Here is a 17,703-nt window from a genome sequence, read left to right on the forward strand (position 1 = left end):
ACATGAAGCACCACCAGCCCTTCGAGCTGACCCGCCCGCAGAAGGTCCTCACCCTGCTGGGCGTGCTGCTGGGCATGCTGCTGGCCGCGCTCGACCAGACCATCGTGTCCACCGCGGGCCCCGCCATCCAGAAGGACCTGAACATCCCCGCCTCGCTGTACGCGTGGATCACCACCTCGTACCTGGTGGCCTCCACGGTGCTGGTGCCCGTGTACGGCAAGCTGTCGGACGCGTTCGGCCGGCGGCGCATCCTCCTCATCGGCATCGTCATCTTCCTGGTGGGCTCGGCGCTGTGTGGCCTGTCGCAGACGACGCTCCAGCTCATCCTCGCCCGCGCGTTGCAGGGCGTCGGCTCCGCGTCGCTCTTCACCAGTGCGTTCGCCATCGTCGCGGACATCTTCCCGCCCTCCGAGCGCGGCAAGTACCAGGGCCTCTTCGGCGCCGTCTTCGGGCTCTCCAGCGTGGTGGGCCCGCTCGTGGGCGGCTTCCTCACGGACCATTTGAGCTGGCATTGGGTGTTCTTCGTCAACCTGCCCGTGGGAGCGGTGGCGCTCACCTTCATCCTCACGCGCATGCCGCCGCTGCGGCACGAGGGGCGCAAGGTCTCCGTGGACATCCTGGGCGCGCTCTCGCTGTCGGTGTTCGCCGTGCCGCTGCTGATCGCCCTGTCGCTGGGCCGCCGCGTCGTCGCTCCGGGCGAGACGGGTTACGCGTGGGGCTCGCCCCAGATTCTGGGCATGTTCGCGCTCTCGGTGGTGGGGCTCGTGGCCTTCATCCTGATCGAACGCACCGTGCAGGAGCCGCTGCTCGACCTGAAGCTCTTCCGCAACAGGACCTTCGCCGTGGGCAACGCGGCCGCCTTCATCAGCGGAGCCGTCTTCCTGGGCGCCATCGTCTTCCTGCCCCTCTTCATGGTGAACGTGGTGGGGCTGTCGGCCACGGACTCGGGCTTCACGATGATGCCGCTCACCCTGGGCATCGTCGCGGGCAACATCCTCTCCGGCCAGCTCGTGTCCCGGATGGGCCGCTACAAGGTGCTCATCCTCTCCGCGCAGGCGGTGGCGGTGCTGGCCTTCGGGGTGATGGCCTTCACCCTCCGGCCCGCCTCCACCCAGGGCGAGCTCACGATGAAGATGATCTTCGTGGGCCTGGGGCTGGGCCCCTCCATCCCGCTGTTCACGCTGGCCATCCAGAACGCGGTGGCGCCGCACCAGGTGGGCGTCGCCACCTCCAGCGCCACCTTCTTCCGGCAGATGGGCTCCACCATCGGCGTGGCGCTCATGGGCACGGTGTTCGGTGTGGCGCTCGCCTCGTCCATGGCCACGCGCATGACGGCGGCCACGCGGGACGTGCCCGTGGAGCTTCGTCAGCAGCTCATGCCCCAGCAGGCCGCGGGCGGGCAGGTGAGCGAGGAGGGCGGGGTGACGGAGCGCTCGTTCGACGCGGCGGCCATCAAGGCGCGCCTCGCCGAGGGTTTCGAGAAGCAGCGCGAGGCGCTCGCCCCCGGGGCCCAGGCGGGAGACCCGGCGGCGAAGGACCGGCTGGCGGGCCTGGAGCAGGCACAGAAGTCCGCCGAGGCCACGGTGGACAAGGTGGCCCTGGCCTTCAAGGAGGCCTTCTCCGAGGCCATCCGCGACATCTACCGCATCACCATGCTCATCGCGCTGGTGGCGCTGCTCGTCACCCTGGCGCTGCCGGAGCTGCCGCTGCGCAAGACGAACGGGCCCCAGCCGCCGGTGCTGGAGTAGGCCCGCTCAGCTCCGGTTGCCGCGCAGCCGCGTGTAGACGTACGAGACGGCCAGCAGCATCGCCCCGAGCAGGATGAAGGTGAGGATGCGCTGGTCGGGCGGCAGCCCGGACAGGTCCACGAGGAGCAGGCGCCCCAGGGTGACGGCCAGCACCGCGAGGCCCACGAGCCGGTACCAGCGCTCGCGCACGGCGAAGCCCAGGGCGAACAGGCCGAAGGCCGCCACGCCCCAGCCCAGTGTGGTGAGATCCTGGGGCATCAGCTCGCCCACGAGCCACAGCAGCGCGAGCCCCGCGCCCGCCGCGCAGAAGAACTGGAACGTGCCGCGGCGGCGGCCCTCGGGAGGCGGAGGCAGCCGGTCCATGGGGGCCACCGCGGCGCGCTCGACGAGCGTGAAGCCCACCAGCAGGGCGGCGTACAGGAGCTCGCGCCCCGAGGGCGGCACCTGCCACGTGGCCCCGAGCGCCACATAGAGGACGCCCACGCCCACCACCTGCAGGGCGCCCGCGCCCAGGACGCGCCCGGCGACTCCCGCCACCAGCCCCACCGCCGTCCACGCCCCCACCAGCGCCGTGTCCTCATACTCCCAGGGCAGGCCCAGCGCGAGCGTGAGGATGCTCGTGGCGAGGAAGGTCTGGATGACCGCCCCGGACGCGCCTCGCCACCGGGCCACCGCGGCGCCCGCGCCCTGCGCCAGCGCGAGGGTGACGAAGAAGGTGAAGAGGTGCGGCTCGCCCCAGCGCCCCACCTCCACCGCGCCCAGGGTGAGCATCCCCACCCAGTTGAGCATCGCGAAGGAGAGCGCCGCCCGCCGGGACAGCTCGCGGGGGTGCACCAGCAGCGCCACCGAGAAGAGCAGGTAGTAGAGCACCAGGAAGGACAGGCTCAGCGTCAGCCGCTCGCTGTCGGGCTGGCCCGGGGCGATGGCCTCCGTGCGCATCGCCCAGACGACGTGCGTGGCGTAGACGGCCACGAGGCTCGACAGCGGCACGAAGACCCAGCGGTTCTTCACCAGGAAGAAGAGCGCCCCGCCCGCCAGCATGGTGGTGGACATGAGCGTGAAGGAGGTGATGTCGCTGAGCATCCCCGTGCGCAACCCGAGGAAGAGCGCGATGCCCGCCACCGTCTCCGACTGCATCCGCTGGGCGATGACGATGATGCCCACCACGTTCAACGCGAGCAGCACCAGCGCGAGCGGCTCGCTCTCGATGACACGCACCGCCGGGACGAAGTGCAGCGCGTACGTGACGAAGTAGGCGAGCGCGAGGCCTCCGCCGAAGACGATGCGCCCGAAGAGCTCATGCCGCCGCGACAGCCACAGGCCCAGCGCCGCGAGCCCCGCGCTCAGCAGGTAGCCCGCTCCCACCCGCACCAGCACGCCCAGCTCGCCGAAGTGGTAGATGATGAGGAAGGCGAAGCCGATGATGAGCGCGACGATGCCCACCCGGCTCAGCCAGTACGTGCCGAGGTGCGCCTCCAGGTCCCTCGGCTCCGGCGCGGGGGCGGGCACGGGCTCGCCGGGCACCGGGGCGCTGGCCGTGGGGGTAGCGGGGGGCTGGGCCGGGGCCACCGTCTCCAGCCGCTCGATGCGCGCCTCCAGCCGGGAGACCGTCTCTTCCAGCCGCCGTACCACGTCCCTCAGGTCCTGCGTGTCTCCCTCCGGCATGCGCTCCTCGTGCGCCGCACCTTATGCCGGAGACGGCTTCCACTCCGAGCGCAGAATGCCCATGACGAGCGTGTCCACGTACGCGCCGTCCACGTAGTGGTGCTGCCGCATCACGCCCTCGCGGCGGAAGCCCGCCTTCTCGTAGGCGCGGATGCCCGCCACGTTGTGCTCCAGCACCTCCAGTTGCACCCGGTTCAGGTTCAGCGTGCCGAAGCCGTACTCCAGCACCATCCGCGTGGCCTCCGAGCCGTAGCCCTTGCCCCACTCGGACGGCTCGCCGAGCAGCATGCCGAAGGTGGCCCGCCGGCTGCGGAAGTCCAGGTCGTGCAGCCCGCTGGTGCCGATCATCCGGTCGCCGTCCCGCAGCACGATGGCGAACATCACATCCCGCTGACTGGCGGTGAGCGTGTCGATGAAGGCCACCTCCTGCACCGTGTTCATCGGCCGGTGGGTCAGCAGGTTGCGGCGCACGTCGGGGTGGTTGACGAAGGCCGCCAGCCTCGGCGCGTCCTCGCGCTCGAGCGGGCGGAAGTACAGGCGGGGACCCAGGAAGAAGGGCGTCTGCACGGGGGGAGTCCTCCTCGCGAGAAGACCCCCACCCTAGCCCCCTCCCAGCAGGAGCGGGGAGTTTCCCGGGGAAGAACGGAGGGTTGCGCCGTCAGGTGAAGAGCAGCGGCCGGCAGGCCCGGGCCAGTTGCAGCGCATCCCTCGCCAGCACGTTGGAGGACAGGTTGACGTCCAGCCACGCGGCGCGTGCCACCTGGTTGCTCAGCTCGAAGCACAGCGTGGCCGTGCGCCGCGACAGGCGGCTGTCCTTTTGCAAGGCACGGGCGTTCAGCTCGCACAACTCCGCGCATTGACGCAGCAGGCGCATCGGCTCGCTGTCAGCGCGCATTCCCTTGGCGGCCAATTGCGCCATCGCCGCCTCGCACGAGGCCTGACAGCTCAGGCTCGCGGCGATGCAGTGATGGACGTCGGCCGTCGCGCCACCCAGTCGGACTCCAGACATGCCCACGCCACCTCCACAGCGGCTTCAAAACTACGCACGTTCCCCCCAGCCGCAACCGGAACCGTCGCCCTTCGAGTCACATGTTAAATCGGCTCCATGACACTCTCCCTGGTGCCTACCGCCATCGAGAAGGACGCACAGGAGCACACCGCGGTTCCCGCCCCGTTCTTCGCGGAACTCCGGCAATCCACCTGAGTGCCCATGTCGGCGGCTCCTCATGCATGTGGGGCCACTGGAAGGAACGGTTCCTGCCGGCCGGAACATTACGCTCCTCGTGGGTCCGGCACTGGAGACGGGCTACTGGCGTGAGAGGAAGCGCACCAGTCCGGGCTGGAGGGACTCGCGCTGGGCGATGCACAGGTCCACGCCCTCCAGCGTGCGCTTGAGGATCTCCGGTCCGCCGGGGTAGCGGGCCGCGCGCTCCTGGAAGAAGGTCTCCACGTCCTGGCGGTGGGTGGCGTCGCAGAAGAGGCCACCGAGCGCCGGCATGTGGCCGCCCACCTCGTGCGGCATCCGGGCCATGAGCGCGTCGAAGTGCTCCTTCACGTAGGTGTAGAAGAGCGCGCGCGTGCTCTCCTCGAGCAGCATGCTGTTGGCCAGGCCCATGATGACCTCGAGCGTGGAGAAGTCCTCGGAGAGCAGCAGGGCGGTGGTGGCGCGGGCGAGCGCCGGGTCCCGGAAGGAGCCCAGTGCGGCGAAGAGCTTGCCGCGCTCGGCCGGGTCCTGTGTCTTCCGGGCCTCGGCCAGCAGGCGCTGGTGGAGCGCGGCATCCCCCTTCACCGCGGCGAGCTGCAGCACCACCTCCACCATCTCCGGTGAGATGGCACTCCGATTCTCCAGCCACTTGCGCGTCAGCTCGCGGGAGCTGGCCAGGAGCGAGGGCTCCTCGCCCAGCAGCGCCACGACGCGCACCACCGAGGGCCGCAGCAGGCGCGTGTCCTCGTCCTCGCCCGGGCGCGGCTGCAGGCCGAGCGCGCGCGCCTTGTCCCCGAAGGTGCGGCGCACGAAGGCCGCGTACTTCGGCCGGAGCGCCTCGGGGATGAACTCGCGCCGCACCGAGCCCACCATGCCCAGCGCGCCGGTGAGCAGGTCCCGGTCATCCGAGGGCAGCAGACTCGTCACCACGCCCAGGGCCGCGTCCACCGGCAGCTCGTTGCTGGCCATCAGCGCCTGCGCATCGCCGAGCAGCCCCATGCGCTCGGTCAGGGAGAGCTGCTTCGCGCCGCCGCGCGTGAGTCTGGCGAGCAGATCCCCTTCCAGCTTCGACTGGTAGTAGCCGCGCGCGTCCGCGTTGGGGACGACCCACTCGGGGCAGCCGGTGGCGCCCGTGAGCACGAGCTCGCCCGTCTTCTGGGTGAGGAGGGTGCAGGCCCGCGCCGACTGCTTGCCGGTGCCGTAGCGCACGCACACGGGGAGCTGCCACGTCTGCTCCGCGGTGCTCGCGCCCTGGGAGCCCACGGGGAGGAAGCGGCGCTGCGCCAGCGTCAGCTTCGGGGGCGCGCCCGCCGCGCACTGCAAGGCCAGGGTGACGAGCGGCACGCCGGGCTGGTTGAGGAAGGTGGAGAGGGGGGCCGCCATGTCGGTGCCCGAGGCCTCGGAGAGGGCCTGGAAGAAGTCGGCCGCGGTGGCGTTGGCGTTGGCGTGTTGGCGCATGTGGGCGCGCACGCCGTCGCGGAAGCGCTCCGGGCCCACCCAGGACTCGAACATGGCGAGCACCGCGTTGCCCTTGTGGTAGGTGATGGCGCCGTCGAAGGCGGTGAGGATGTCGCCCTCGCTCTCGACGGGTTGCTGGATGCGGCGCGTGGTGACGAGCCGGTCCGCCGTCATCGCGTGGGCCCTGTCGCGCACGCGCTCGGCGTCCATGTTCCACGAGGGCTGCCACTGGCCCGTCACCTTGAGCGCGAGCCAGTCCGCGAAGGACTCGTTGAGCCAGGTGTCATCCCACCAGGCCAGGGTGACGAGGTTGCCGAACCACTGGTGGGCCAGCTCGTGCGCCTGGATGAGTGCGAACCTGCGCTGGCGGGAGAGCGTGTCGTGCTCGGGCCGGGCCAGCAGCAGCGGCATCTGGAAGGTGACGAGGCCCGGGTTCTCCATGGCCCCGAAGAGCACGGGCTGCGGAATGGCCAGCACGTCCAGCTTCTCGTAGGGGTAGGGGATGCCGAAGTAGTCCTCCAGCAGGCCGAGCAGCGGCGGCGTGGCCTGGGCGGCATAGGCGGCCTCGGCCGTGCGGCCCTTGGGCACCACGATGCGCACGGGCGTGCCCTTCTGTCCGGCGGGCGCCGCATCCACCGTCTCGAAGGGGCCCACCGCGAAAGCCACCACCTCGCTGGGCAGCGGCGGCGTGGTCCGGAAGCGCACCGTCTTCCACCCGTCCGGGCCCGTCTGCTCGGACTCGACCGGTGCGTTGGCGAAGGCCCGCTGGCTGCCCGGCACCCGCAGCGTGAGCTGCCACGGCACCTTGAAGCCCGGCTCGTCGAAGCACGGCACCGCCCGCCGCGCGTCATCCGGTTGGAACTGGGTCAGCGCGTACCAGTTGTCCCCATCCTTCTGGCGGAAGAGGCCCACCGTCTCCTTCGCGGGCGCGAGCCCCTGGTACGCCACGCGCAGCGTCGCCGTGCCGGGCCCCACCGGGCGCTCCAGCAGGAAGCCGATGAAGGTGTCACCCTCCGTCACCGCGCGCGCCGGCTGCGGCGGGCCTCCCGCGGTGAGCGTGGCCTCCTTCACCGTCAGGCCCTTGCCGTGCAGCCATACCTGCCGCGTGGGCTCGGAGAGCGCGAGGGCGATCTCCACCACGCCGTCGAAGCCCTCCTTCTGCGGGTCCACGGTGAGCTCCACCTTGTAGCCCGTGGGCTTCACCTGGGTGCCCAGGCGGAACGTGGGCGGGCGTGGGGTCTCGGCCGCGGGGGCAGGCGGTGGCGCGGTGGGCGCGGTGGTCTGCTGCGGCGTGGCGCAGGCGAGGCTGAGCGCGAGCAGCGCCCACGGGGTGTGGCGGAAGCGGAGGTGCATGGATTCCCTCGGTTGGGTGGCGGAAGAACGTCCGAGGGCCGGTTCTATTGCACCGGAGCGCGCACGATAGAACCCGTGAGCAGTGGGAAGCACGGGGACGGATACCCTCACCCCGTCCCTCTCCCGGGGGGAGAGGGGAGGGATTGGGGATGGATGCACGGGGATGGGTGGAGCAGAGGGCTCAGCCCTGCACGGGGTGCTGGGCGAGCAGCGCCAGCAGTTCCTCTCCGTACAGCTCCACGCGCTTCTCTCCGATGTACGGCACCGTCCTCAGCTCGTCCAGGTTCGCCGGAGGCCGTGACACGAGCACGTCGAACACGGGGTTGGGCAGCACCACCGAGGGCGTCACCTTCCTCGCCGACGCCTTCTCCGAGCGCCACGCCTTCATCGCCTCCTCGCGCTTGCGCCGGTTCGGATCCTTCGGCCCCTTCTGCTCCTGCTCCGGCTTCAGGTCGCCCCGCCGGGATTTCTCCAGCAGCTCGCGCACCAGGGCGATGATCTCCTCCCCGTGCGCCCTCACGAAGGCGCCCCGGACTCCCGCCGCCTTCGCCAGCTCCCGCGGGTTGCCCGGCGGCTTCACCGCGATGTCCGAGATCGCCATGTTGGAGAGCATCCTCCCCATGGGCACGTTCTCCGCCTCGGCCCACTCCAGCCGCTTGCGGTGCAGCGCCTGCGCGATCGCGTTGGCCAGCACCATCTGCCCCGGCGTCAGCCCCGCCTTCGGCAGGCGCGGCTTGAAGTCCGCCCCCACGTCCGGCCTCGCCGCCGCCTCGTCACACATGCGCTGGCAGTCGAGCAGCACCTCCTCGAGGATGTCCGCCTTCCGTGTCTCCTCCCTCACCAGGCGGCCCAGCTCCACCAGGTAGCGCACGTCGTTGGCGATGTAGTCCCGCATTCCCGGCGGCAGCGGCCGCAGCGAGAAGTCCGACTGCTGATGCTCCTTCGGCAGCTCCACGCCCAGCCGCTCGCGCGCCAGGTCCGCCAGCCCCACCTTGGGCCAGCCCAGCAGCGTCGCCGCCCGGTGCGTGTCGAAGAGCCCCCGCACCCGCACGCCCGCCTCGGCCAGGTAGGGCAGGTCCCCCCCGGCCGCATGGAAGAACTTGGTCCGCTCCGGGTCCCCCATCACCGGCGCCAGCAGGGAGGCCTCCACCCCGGGCTGGAGTGTGTCGAAGAGCAGCACCTCCTCGTCCGTGGCTACCTGGAGGAAGCACAGGCGGGCACGGAAGGCGTGCATCGCGTCCGCCTCCACGTCCACGGCCAGCTCCCGGGAAGCTTCGAGCTTCCGGGCGGCCGCCTGGGCTCCGGGTGAATCGATGATGTCCTGCGCACCTTGTGGGAAGGTCGACATGGCAGAGAGCAGGCTAGCGGACCAGGTATGTACGTGTAGCGTGTTTTTTCCCCAGCCGCCGCTAGGATGACAACCCCGATGAACCCCGACGTCCTTCGCCTCGAGAAGAGCCTGCTCGGCCACATGGGCCGTGCCATTTCCGATTATTCCCTCATCTCCCAGGGAGATCGCATCATGGTGGGGGTGTCCGGTGGCAAGGACTCGTACACCATGCTGTACCTCCTGAGGGAGCTGCAGCGCCGCGCGCCGGTGAAGTTCGACCTGCTGGCGGTGAACCTCGACCAGGGCCACCCCGGCTTCCCCGCCGGCAAGCTCGAGGGCTGGTTCAAGTCCGAGGGCTTCGCCTACAAGATGCTCAAGGAGGACACCTACTCCATCGTCCTCGAGAAGACGCCCCCCGGGAAGACGCAGTGCGCCGTCTGCTCCCGGATGCGGCGCGGCATCCTCTATACGGCGGCGGTGGAGCTGGGCTGCAACAAGATCGCCCTCGGCCACCACCGGGATGACCTCATCCACACCCTGCTGCTCAACCTCTTCTTCGCCGGCTCGCTCAAGGCCATGCCCCCCATCCTCAAGAGCGACGATGGGCGCAACACCGTCATCCGCCCGCTGTGCTACGCGCCGGAGAAGGACATCGCCGCCTACGCCGAGGCGAAGCAGTTCCCCATCATCCCCTGTGACCTGTGCGGCACCCAGGAGAACCTCCAGCGCAAGCGCATGCAGAAGCTGATGGAGGAGCTGGGCAAGGAGATTCCCAACGTCCGCCAGAGCGTGCTCTCCGCCATGAGCAACGTGCGGCCGAGCCACCTGCTGGACAAGAGCGTTTTCGACTTCTCCGCGCTCGCGTCCGAGGGTACTCCAGCAGAAGAAGCGCAGGCGCAGGCACAGACGACGACGGCAGCACGAATCCTGGGAGGGTTGGCGGATGCCTAAGGAACTGGCGATCAAGGCGCGCAAGGAGCGGAAGGCCGCGCTGGTGGAGGTGATGTTGCTGGCGGCCATGGCCGATGGCCGTGTCTCCCAGCGGGAGTTGCAGACGTTGTTGCGGCGCGTCATCGAGCGCCCCGAGTTCGAGGGCACCAAGCCCGAGGAGCTCGAACTCCCTGGTGGAGTCGAGCGCCCAGCGGCTGTCCGCGGCGCACGACCTGGAGGAGATTCTCGCCTCGCTGCGGGCGCGGCTGCCGGACCACAAGAACCGGATGCTGGCCTTCGGGCTGGCGGCGTCCGTGGCGTTCGCGGACCACCGGGCCACGCGCTCGGAGCTGGGGCTGCTCAAGACGTTCCAGGCCGCGCTGGGCATCTCCGAGGACGAGGTGGCGGAGATCATCGACGTCATCGAGGGCGGAGGCAGCCTGGCGGAGGCGCTGGGTGAGCCGCTGGAGCGCCTCTTCGCCGAGGTGATGGTGCTGGTGAGCGCGGCGGACGGCCGTCTGAAGGAGGCCGAGGCGCGGGCGCTGGTGGAGAGCTTCGCGTCGGATCCGCTCTTCCACAACGTGAGCCCCGAGCGGGCGCAGTCCTTCGTGAGCGAGTCGGTGGCGGCGCTGGCCGCCGAGGGGTTGCCGGCACGGCTGCAGGTGATGGCGCACGGGCTGACGACCCACACCCAGCGGCTGAAGGCCTACCGGCTGGCGACGAAGATCGCCCACGCGGGCGGCCAGGAGCCGAGCCTCGCCGAGCAGCGCATCCTCCACATGCTCCAGGCGACCTTCGGGCTGGCGGACGACGAAGTGGCGCGGCTGGACCGCGAGGCGTAGGACGGGCTCCCGACCATGTCCGTCTCTCCTCCCAACCCGGCACGATTCTCCTTCCGGTTCGGTCTACCGCCCTCTCTAGGCAATGGGCTGGCGCGCGACCGGGCCGAGCAGTTGACGGCGTTCATCGAGCGGGCCCTGGGCCGCAAGGTGGAGGTGAGCGTGGCGGCCAGCTATGAGGCGCTGGCCAAGGACCTGTTGGCGGGCCGGGCGGATGCCGTGTGGGCGCCGCCCTTCGTGTGCGCGCGGGTGGAGGCCATGGGCGTGCGGGTGCTGGCGCGCGGGGTGCGGCGGGGGCGCTCGTCGTACCGCTCGGCGCTGGTGACACGGGCGGGCTCCGGGCTGACGCTGGAGACGCTGCAGGGCACGCGCGTGGCGTGGGTGGACCGGGACTCGGTGGGGGGCTACCTGCTGCCGGTGGCGTACCTGAAGGCCAAGGGCCGGGAGCCGGTGAAGACGTTCGCCGCGCAGCAGTTCGCGGGCTCGTACAAGGCGGCCCTCGAGGCGGTGCAGGGCGGACAGGCGGACGTGGCGAGCATCTTCTGCCCGCCGGAGTCCACGGGGCTGACGTACGCGGATGGCGTGGAAGTGGTGTTGCCGGGGAAGGGCGGGGCGTTCGAACTCATCGCCTACACCGAGGAAGCCCCCAACGACGGGGTGCCGGTGGGCATGGGCGTGGCGCCGGAAGTGGTGGGCCTGCTGGAGCGGGCGCTGCTGGCGCTGCACGAGAGCGAGGACGGCAAGCGCCTGCTGGAGGAGCTCTCTCGGCGGAGCGTTTCGAGCCCGCGCCGCGGATGGGCTACCGGGCCCTCTACCGCGTGGCGCTCGCGAGCCTCTGAAGCCCAACCGAGCACCACTCAGCCACCCACTCCGCATCAACCCCTCTCCCTTCGGGAGAGGGACGGGGTGAGGGTGCCACGTATCCCAGGTTGGCTCCGTGGCATCGGAGGGTGCTGAACAGGAGCAATCAGGCGAGCTGGCGGAGTCGCCTCCACCACCTGGTGCCTGGACGCGGGCGGTTTGCCGCGCTGTCGCCTTCAGCCCGGCTGTCCATGGAGGGCGTTCACTGGGCGTAACCGTTCACGCGTCTGGCTTGGTTGGTGGGTGGGTGAGCAGGGGCGAGATGACCGGAGAAGTGGTGCTGGACGGGGTGACGGCTGGCGTTATGTAGCAGTGGTATGGAGGAGGCAGACCCCAGAGACGCCCGCATAGCCCAGCTCGAAGCCGAGCTGGCCGAAGCACGGGCGAGCATTGCCGGGCTGAAGCAGGAGTTGGCCGAAGCGCTGGCCACCCTCGCCGAGCTGCGGACGAGGTTGGGGCGGAATTCGAGCAACTCCAACAAGCCGCCCTCCTCGGATGGGCCCGGAGTGAAGCGAGAGCGCAAGGAGCCCACGGGGAGGAAGCCGGGAGGACAGCCCGGGCACAAGGGGCACCGGCGTGAGTTGTTGCCGCCCCAGAAGGTGGACGAGGTGGTGGCGGTGCAGCCCAAGGGGTGCAGCCGGTGCGGCGGCGAGCTCGAGCACAGGGGGGACGGGCCGGCTGCATGGCGGCACCAGGTGGTGGAGCTGCCCGAGGTGAAGCCGCGCGTCACCGAGTACCAGCTGCGCTACGGGCATTGCGCGAGGTGTGAGGTGTGGACGCAGGCCCAACTGCCACCGGGAGTGCCGAGCGGAGCCTTTGGCCCCCGGCTCACCGCGGTGGTGGCGTTGATGACAGGGCGGCTGCGGCTGACAAAGCGGCTGGTGCGGGAGTTTCTCTCCAGCGTGCTGGGGGTGGAGGTGGCCCTGGGGAGCATCTCCAAGTTGGAGAGAAGCATGAGCGCCGCTCTGCGAGCGCCCGTGGAAGAGGCGCGCGCGTACGTGCGTGAGGCCTTGAGTGTAAACGCGGATGAAACCAGCTGGCGCGAGAAGCTGAAGAAGGCCTGGTTGTGGGTGGCCGCCACGGCGCTGGTAGTCGTGTTCATCATCCACCCGGAGCGCAGCGGCAAGGCCGCCCGGCGATTGCTGGGCGAGGACTTCGTGGGCTTCGTGGGCAGCGACAGGTGGAGTGGCTACAACTGGGTGGACATCAACCTGCGGCAGGTGTGCTGGGCGCACCTGCGGCGCGACTTCCAGAAATGGGTGGACAGGGGCGGAGCGGCAATGCCCCTGGGCCAGGCCCTGCTGGGCCAGACGAAGAAGCTCTTCGAGCTGTACCACCAATGGCGGGATGGGCCGCTGCCGCGCCCGGCCTTCCAAGCGCGGATGCGCGAGGTGGAGACGGCAGTGGCTCGACTGCTGCGCAAGGCACGCGTGTGCCCGGACCAGAAGGTGGCCGGCATGGCCGAGGCCATCCTCCAAGTGGAGCCAGCGCTGTGGGCGTTTGTGCACATGGAGCAGGTGGAGCCCACCAACAACCGGGCCGAACGTGCGCTGCGCCCCGCCGTCTGTATGCGCAAGGGCAGCTTTGGGACGCACAGCGCCGAGGGGAGCCGCTACCTCGAGCGGATACTGACGGCCGTCACCACGCTCCAGTTGCAGCAGCGCAACGTGCTCGATTACCTGACCGACGCCATGGTGGCCCACCTGCATGGACAGGCTGCTCCCTCTCTGCTGCCTTCCCCTTGAATCGCGACCACCGCCCTGATTCTCCGAGGCGGTGAACGCTTACCACTGGGCTTTGGAAGCTGGAGGCTTGTTGAGAGCGTTTATCTTTTTCCTGAGCTTGTGGCTTGCCACTCCGGCATTCGGCAACACGCTAGAAGAAGCCCTTTGCAGGACGACCCCCAACCCTGTCGCGCGAATGGAGGGCTCGGAGAAACTTTGCCGCTCGCTCGCACTCGCCCTGGCCAATGTGCCGGAGGCCACCTCAGAGGAAGTTCGGGCAATGCTTACGCCCGAGAGTCTCGCGGCGATGATGGCACTGAGTGCTGCCTGGATGGGCGCGCAAGGTGTCCCGGTCGTCGGACAGGCCGTGGATGCAGACGGTTATCGCTCCAGCGATGCCCACCTTCTGGACGCCAAGCATGTAGAAAAACCGGACAGCAGTCCGTTCATCAATGGGTCGCGTTGCCTCGAACGGGTCCGAGACAGCATCCGCCTCAAGGAATTCGAGCAGTTCAGCAGGTATGCGGCCGTCCTGAAGGACCCGATGACTCCCGCCGTCGGTCTCGAGGTCATCCTCAACGATGCCCGTGCCATGCCCTTTTTCGAAGGGCTCATGAGAGAGCTCGGTATCCCGGGCCGGATCGTCGTCATCACGAAGAGCGCGCCATGAGTTTCTTCGCCATCTCCACGGGAAGCTGGGCAATCCAGTCTGATGAGTTCATCGGACGGATGCGCGCCCAGTGGCCAGAGGCCGTCATCCGCGAAGTGAGCGCGCCAGAGAGCGGCATGGGCCTGGACTTCGACTTGCGCATGCCCCACTCGCGAGTGGATGGTGGGCTGGACCGCGCGGGCAGGTCATTTCACTTCGACAGCGACCTCCGTGATGCGGCCCGGCTTGCCCTGTGGTTCCGCTCGCTCGCCCCAGGTTCCGAGCCGATGATCTTCTGTGACGACTCCATGAGCGGCATGCTCGAGCTGGAGCCTGGCACGACCGAAACGGACATCTTCCAGGCCTTCGGCTACACGCCAGCCCCCCAGGGTGGATGGACTACGACATCATCGCTCGCGGGGGCTGGGGCATGCCGTTGGAGGCTCTCGCGCAACGGATGCGGGAGCGCTGGCCCTCGGCACGGCTCGTGGAAGCCGTGGACGCGGACAGCCGATGGGTCTTCGAGTTCCATGTGCCGATGCCTCACTCCGAGGTGAGCGGTCAGGTGAGGCGGACGGTCAACGCCATGGTGCTCACAGGCGATCCGCGCGATTGCGCCCGGTTCGCCGTATGGTGCCGCTCGGCCGTACACACCGAGCAGCTTTTGCTGAGGTGCGACCGGGGAACTGTCTACCTGACCGCGGAGACCACGGCGGAGGAGATCGTCAGAGCCTTCCTGGCGTAGCCCTGAGCAAGACGTTCCCCTCCTCGAGGCAGCGTCATGGAGCCGGAGAGCGAGTCACTCGGGCTCACGCGGGGAGCGGGCCGAAGGCTTCGGCGGGGAGGAGGCGGAGCTGGCCGGTGGCGGGATCGGTCCAGCGCCAGCCCAACCAGCGCCAGGCTTCGGGAGAGGCCCGGAGGATGCGTCCGTGAATCTCATCGATCGCCGCGATCTGTTCCTCGGGAATGACATGGCCTGACCAGGAGCATTGGCCCGAGGTTGCGTCCCACACGCGCAGGGACTTGTCGTCAGAGCCAGACAGGAGGCGCAGGCCGTCCGGACTCCACGCGCACGCCGTCACGGTGGATGCATAGCCGAGGTCTATTGCCAGGGAGAGCGCGTCCTGTTGAGGAGGGAGACCGCTTCGGCGCTCTTCCACGGCGGTGGCATGGCGCACCCATCCTTCCGGCAGGGTAGTCCCGGTGAGTCCCACCCGATCCACTGGCAACCGGCGAGCCGCGCTCCCTGCAGGTCCGCGCCCAGCAGCGAACCCTCCTGCCACCGAAGCCCACTGAAATCGGCGCGCTGGGCTCGTGCTCGGGGAGCGCTCACCTTCGAGAACAGCGCCCGCTCATGAGGCTTGTGCACCGCGTCATCCGTGCCATGCTCCACGCGGAGCCTGGAGGGGAGAGCCAACGGATGGCGGACTTCGGCATCAACGTCGAGCCGGGTGAGGTCGGCCTGGATGCGCAGCGGTTGCGGCGCATCGACACGCACCTGCGCCGGTACGTCGACGACGGGCGGCTCGCGGGCTGGCAGGTGATGGTGTCCCGCCGGGGCAAGGTCGCGCACCTGTCCTCGTACGGGCTCGCCGACAAGGAGGCCGGCCGCCCCGTCGAGACGGACACCCTCTGGCGCCTCTACTCCATGACGAAGCCCATCACCTCCGTCGCGGCGATGATGCTGTGGGAGGAGGGCGCCTTCGAGCTGTCCGATCCCGTCAGCCGGTGGCTGCCCGAGTTCTCCCAGCCGCGCGTCTACGTCGGAGGGCCCGCGGCCCGGCCCGTCACCGTGCCCGCGACCGAGCCCATCCGCGTGTGGCACCTGCTCACGCACACCGCGGGGCTGACGTACGGCTTCCACCGCGTGCACGTCACCGATGAAATCTACCGGCTGCGCGGCTTCGAGCTCGGCGCCACGGAAGGCATGGACCTCGCGGCATGCGTCCGAGGGTGGGCGGAGCTCCCGCTCGCTTTCCAGCCCGGGGCCGAGTGGAACTACTCGGTGGCCACGGACGTGCTCGGCCGGCTCGTCGAAGTCCTCTCCGGGCAGACGTTGGAGGCCTTCTTCGCCGAGCGCATCCTCGGACCGCTCGGGATGCGCGACACCACGTTCTGGTGTCCCGAGGAGCGGCAGGGCCGGCTGGCCGCGCTGTACACGGCGGACCCCGCGCGCACCCGGGCGATCCGCTTCGACTCGCTCGGCAAGGGCATCCTGAAGCCTCCCCCCTGGCTGTCCGGCGGCGGCGGGCTGGTGTCGACGACGCGCGACTACACGCGTTTCACGTGGATGCTCCTGAACGGTGGCGAGCTCGACGGCGCGCGGCTGCTCTCTCCGAGGACCGTGAGCTACATGACCCGCAACCACCTGCCCGGGGGCGCGGACCTCACCGCCTTCGGCCGGCCGCTGTTCGCCGAGACGCGCTTCGACGGCGTCGGGTTCGGGCTCGGCTTCGCGGTGGTCGTGGATCCGGTGGCCTACCGCACGCTGACGACCGTGGGCGAGTACCACTGGGGCGGCATGGCGAGCACCTCCTTCTGGGTGGACCCGGCCGAGGAGCTGGCCGTCGTCTTCATGACCCAGCTCCTTCCGTCGAGCACCTATCCGCTCCGCTCCCAGTTGCGCCAGCTCGTCTACCAGGCCCTCGTCGACTGACGGCCGGGACTCAGTGGGCCGCCGTCCGCGGGGAGCCCATCGCCCGGCTCTCGAGTGCGCTCGGGGCCACCGGGAGCTGTTCCACGCGGAACTGCGGCAGCGCGCGGAACAGCAGCCAATCCCCGCTCTCGAGCGGCCCCTTCACGAGCTGCCCGGTATCGAGCAACTGCCGGCCGATGGGCACGGAGGTGTCACCGAGCGCGAGCTGGAAGCGGAGCCGCTCCAGCCGTCCGTCATCCAGCTTCACCCGGCCCTCCACGTAGACGCTGTCGTCGCGGAGGAAGAGCCGTGAGGCGCCCTCGACGCGGCCGTAGGAGTTGTCCGCGAGGATGAGCTCGAAGGACTCCTCGCGCAGCACCGAGGGACAGTCCCCGCTCGGCGTATGGCCCACCACTACCCGGTGGATGCCCGAGCGGGCGAGGGTCGCGATGAGGGTGGGGGAGGGCAGCCCGGGGTGGTTGCGTGCGTCGGCCATGCGCCCGTACACCACGCTGCCGAGGTTGACGCGCTCGCCGGGAGTGGGGGCCTGATAGGCGATGAGGGGCTCCCAGGCCGGGGTGCCATTGGGTTCGAGCCGCTCCTCTCGGAAGGCCGCGAGCTGCTCGCTGTACCAGCGGTTCAGGGCCTCCACCCAGGCATCCACGCCCTCCGGGTGCTCGCCCGTGGGCACCGCCCCGAGGCTGCGTTCGTGCACTCCGCCGTGGACGAAGAGGGTGTTGCCGGTCCGGTAGGCGAGCTGGCAGACGGAGAGGTAGTCGCGCAGTGGCCCCCCGGGGCGGACATCCGCGAGGAAGCTGTCCACCACGTCCTCCTCGCTCACGGGCCCGCTGGTGCGCTCCAGCTCGGCCCGGCGGAACTCGAAGGCGCCGCGTGCGCCCATGGTGTTCTCGAAGATCCACCGCAGGAGCACCGGCCGGGCGGCGGCCCGCATGTCGGCGGGGGTTCTCGGGAGGGGGTGGCCGTTCAGCTCGCGCAGCAGGCGCAGCTTGTTGATGTCCCGGTTGCCCGCCAGCAGCACCACCTGGGAGGGCTGCCGCTGCCGGGCCTCCAGGAGCGTGCGCACCACCCGGAGCCCATCCGGCCCTCGGTCCACGGCGTCTCCCCCGTAGATGAAGGTGGCGCCCGGACGCACCACGAGCCGCCCCTCGGCCTCGAGGTACACGTGCGGGTTGTCCTGACAGAAGCTGGCCAGCTTCTCCCAGATGCCCTCCACGTCCGTGAGGTAGGCGACGGGGTGCTCGGATCTGCTCGTCCCGGGATGGGTGTTCGCCATGGGGGGAAGGGTG

14 protein-coding genes and 1 pseudogene are annotated in these 17,703 nt (G+C 69.8%); 8 read left to right on the plus strand and 7 right to left on the minus strand.

The window, feature by feature from the left end:
- Positions 1 to 2 precede the first annotated feature (2 nt).
- Positions 3 to 1,748: a DHA2 family efflux MFS transporter permease subunit gene (locus ACN28I_RS39180; RefSeq protein ID WP_420946986.1), complete on the plus strand. Its 1,746-nt coding sequence runs from the start codon at positions 3 to 5 to the stop codon at positions 1,746 to 1,748.
- Between the two features lie 6 nt (positions 1,749 to 1,754).
- Here the strand turns inward: ACN28I_RS39180 and ACN28I_RS39185 are convergent, their stop codons facing one another.
- The 5 genes from ACN28I_RS39185 to ACN28I_RS39205 all read right to left on the minus strand — a co-directional run bounded on the left by ACN28I_RS39185 (position 1,755) and on the right by ACN28I_RS39205 (position 8,776).
- Positions 1,755 to 3,413 (minus strand): DUF2339 domain-containing protein, encoded by a 1,659-nt coding sequence (locus tag ACN28I_RS39185; RefSeq protein WP_420946987.1) that lies wholly within the window; start codon positions 3,411 to 3,413, stop codon positions 1,755 to 1,757.
- Between the two features lie 21 nt (positions 3,414 to 3,434).
- Positions 3,435 to 3,980: a GNAT family N-acetyltransferase gene (locus ACN28I_RS39190; protein ID WP_420946988.1), complete on the minus strand. Its 546-nt coding sequence runs from the start codon at positions 3,978 to 3,980 to the stop codon at positions 3,435 to 3,437.
- A gap of 91 nt (positions 3,981 to 4,071) precedes the next feature.
- Positions 4,072 to 4,422 carry a hypothetical protein gene (locus ACN28I_RS39195; protein WP_420946989.1) on the minus strand — a complete coding sequence of 117 codons (351 nt, stop codon included), beginning with the start codon at positions 4,420 to 4,422 and terminating at the stop codon, positions 4,072 to 4,074.
- Between the two features lie 297 nt (positions 4,423 to 4,719).
- A complete protein-coding gene (locus tag ACN28I_RS39200; protein WP_420946990.1) occupies positions 4,720 to 7,428 on the minus strand; it encodes a M1 family aminopeptidase in 2,709 nt (902 codons plus the stop codon).
- A 181-nt stretch (positions 7,429 to 7,609) separates the two neighbouring features.
- A complete protein-coding gene (locus ACN28I_RS39205; protein WP_420946991.1) occupies positions 7,610 to 8,776 on the minus strand; it encodes a ribonuclease D in 1,167 nt (388 codons plus the stop codon).
- Positions 8,777 to 8,842: 66 nt separating this feature from the next.
- On the opposite strand from ACN28I_RS39205, the gene ttcA reads away from it, so the two are divergent.
- The 6 genes and pseudogenes from ttcA (at position 8,843) to ACN28I_RS39235 (ending at position 14,506) form a co-directional block, all read left to right on the plus strand.
- On the plus strand, positions 8,843 to 9,709 hold the full coding sequence (gene ttcA, locus ACN28I_RS39210) for a tRNA 2-thiocytidine(32) synthetase TtcA (protein WP_420946992.1): 867 nt from the start codon (positions 8,843 to 8,845) through the stop codon (positions 9,707 to 9,709).
- Positions 9,702 to 10,530, plus strand: a pseudogene (locus ACN28I_RS39215) (TerB family tellurite resistance protein). The gene ttcA and the pseudogene ACN28I_RS39215 overlap by 8 nt, the downstream one beginning before the upstream one ends.
- A 15-nt stretch (positions 10,531 to 10,545) precedes the next feature.
- Complete coding sequence (locus ACN28I_RS39220; protein WP_420946993.1) at positions 10,546 to 11,484, plus strand: phosphate/phosphite/phosphonate ABC transporter substrate-binding protein; 939 nt, start codon at positions 10,546 to 10,548, stop codon at positions 11,482 to 11,484.
- 221 nt (positions 11,485 to 11,705) lie between these two features.
- Positions 11,706 to 13,133, plus strand: a complete 1,428-nt coding sequence (gene tnpC / locus ACN28I_RS39225) for an IS66 family transposase (protein ID WP_420946994.1) — start codon at positions 11,706 to 11,708, stop codon at positions 13,131 to 13,133.
- Between the two features lie 31 nt (positions 13,134 to 13,164).
- A complete protein-coding gene (locus ACN28I_RS39230) occupies positions 13,165 to 13,782 on the plus strand; it encodes a restriction endonuclease fold toxin-2 domain-containing protein (RefSeq protein ID WP_420946995.1) in 618 nt (205 codons plus the stop codon).
- Positions 13,783 to 14,155: 373 nt separating this feature from the next.
- Entirely contained in the window at positions 14,156 to 14,506 is a 351-nt protein-coding gene (locus tag ACN28I_RS39235; protein WP_420946996.1) for a hypothetical protein, read from the plus strand.
- Between the two features lie 64 nt (positions 14,507 to 14,570).
- Here ACN28I_RS39235 and ACN28I_RS39240 read toward each other — a convergent pair whose 3' ends face one another.
- The gene (locus ACN28I_RS39240) at positions 14,571 to 14,939 is read right to left on the minus strand and encodes a hypothetical protein (RefSeq protein WP_420946997.1); all 369 of its coding nucleotides are present in this window, start codon (positions 14,937 to 14,939) and stop codon (positions 14,571 to 14,573) included.
- Positions 14,940 to 15,115: 176 nt separating this feature from the next.
- Between ACN28I_RS39240 and ACN28I_RS39245 the strand changes: the two genes are divergently transcribed.
- Positions 15,116 to 16,417: a serine hydrolase domain-containing protein gene (locus ACN28I_RS39245; protein WP_420946998.1), complete on the plus strand. Its 1,302-nt coding sequence runs from the start codon at positions 15,116 to 15,118 to the stop codon at positions 16,415 to 16,417.
- Positions 16,418 to 16,427: 10 nt separating this feature from the next.
- Here ACN28I_RS39245 and ACN28I_RS39250 read toward each other — a convergent pair whose 3' ends face one another.
- Positions 16,428 to 17,690, minus strand: coding sequence for a metallophosphoesterase (locus ACN28I_RS39250; protein ID WP_420946999.1), 1,263 nt, complete (start codon positions 17,688 to 17,690; stop codon positions 16,428 to 16,430).
- Positions 17,691 to 17,703: the final 13 nt, after the last annotated feature.

This window comes from Archangium gephyra (assembly GCF_049060025.1).
GTDB lineage: Bacteria > Myxococcota > Myxococcia > Myxococcales > Myxococcaceae > Archangium > Archangium gephyra_A.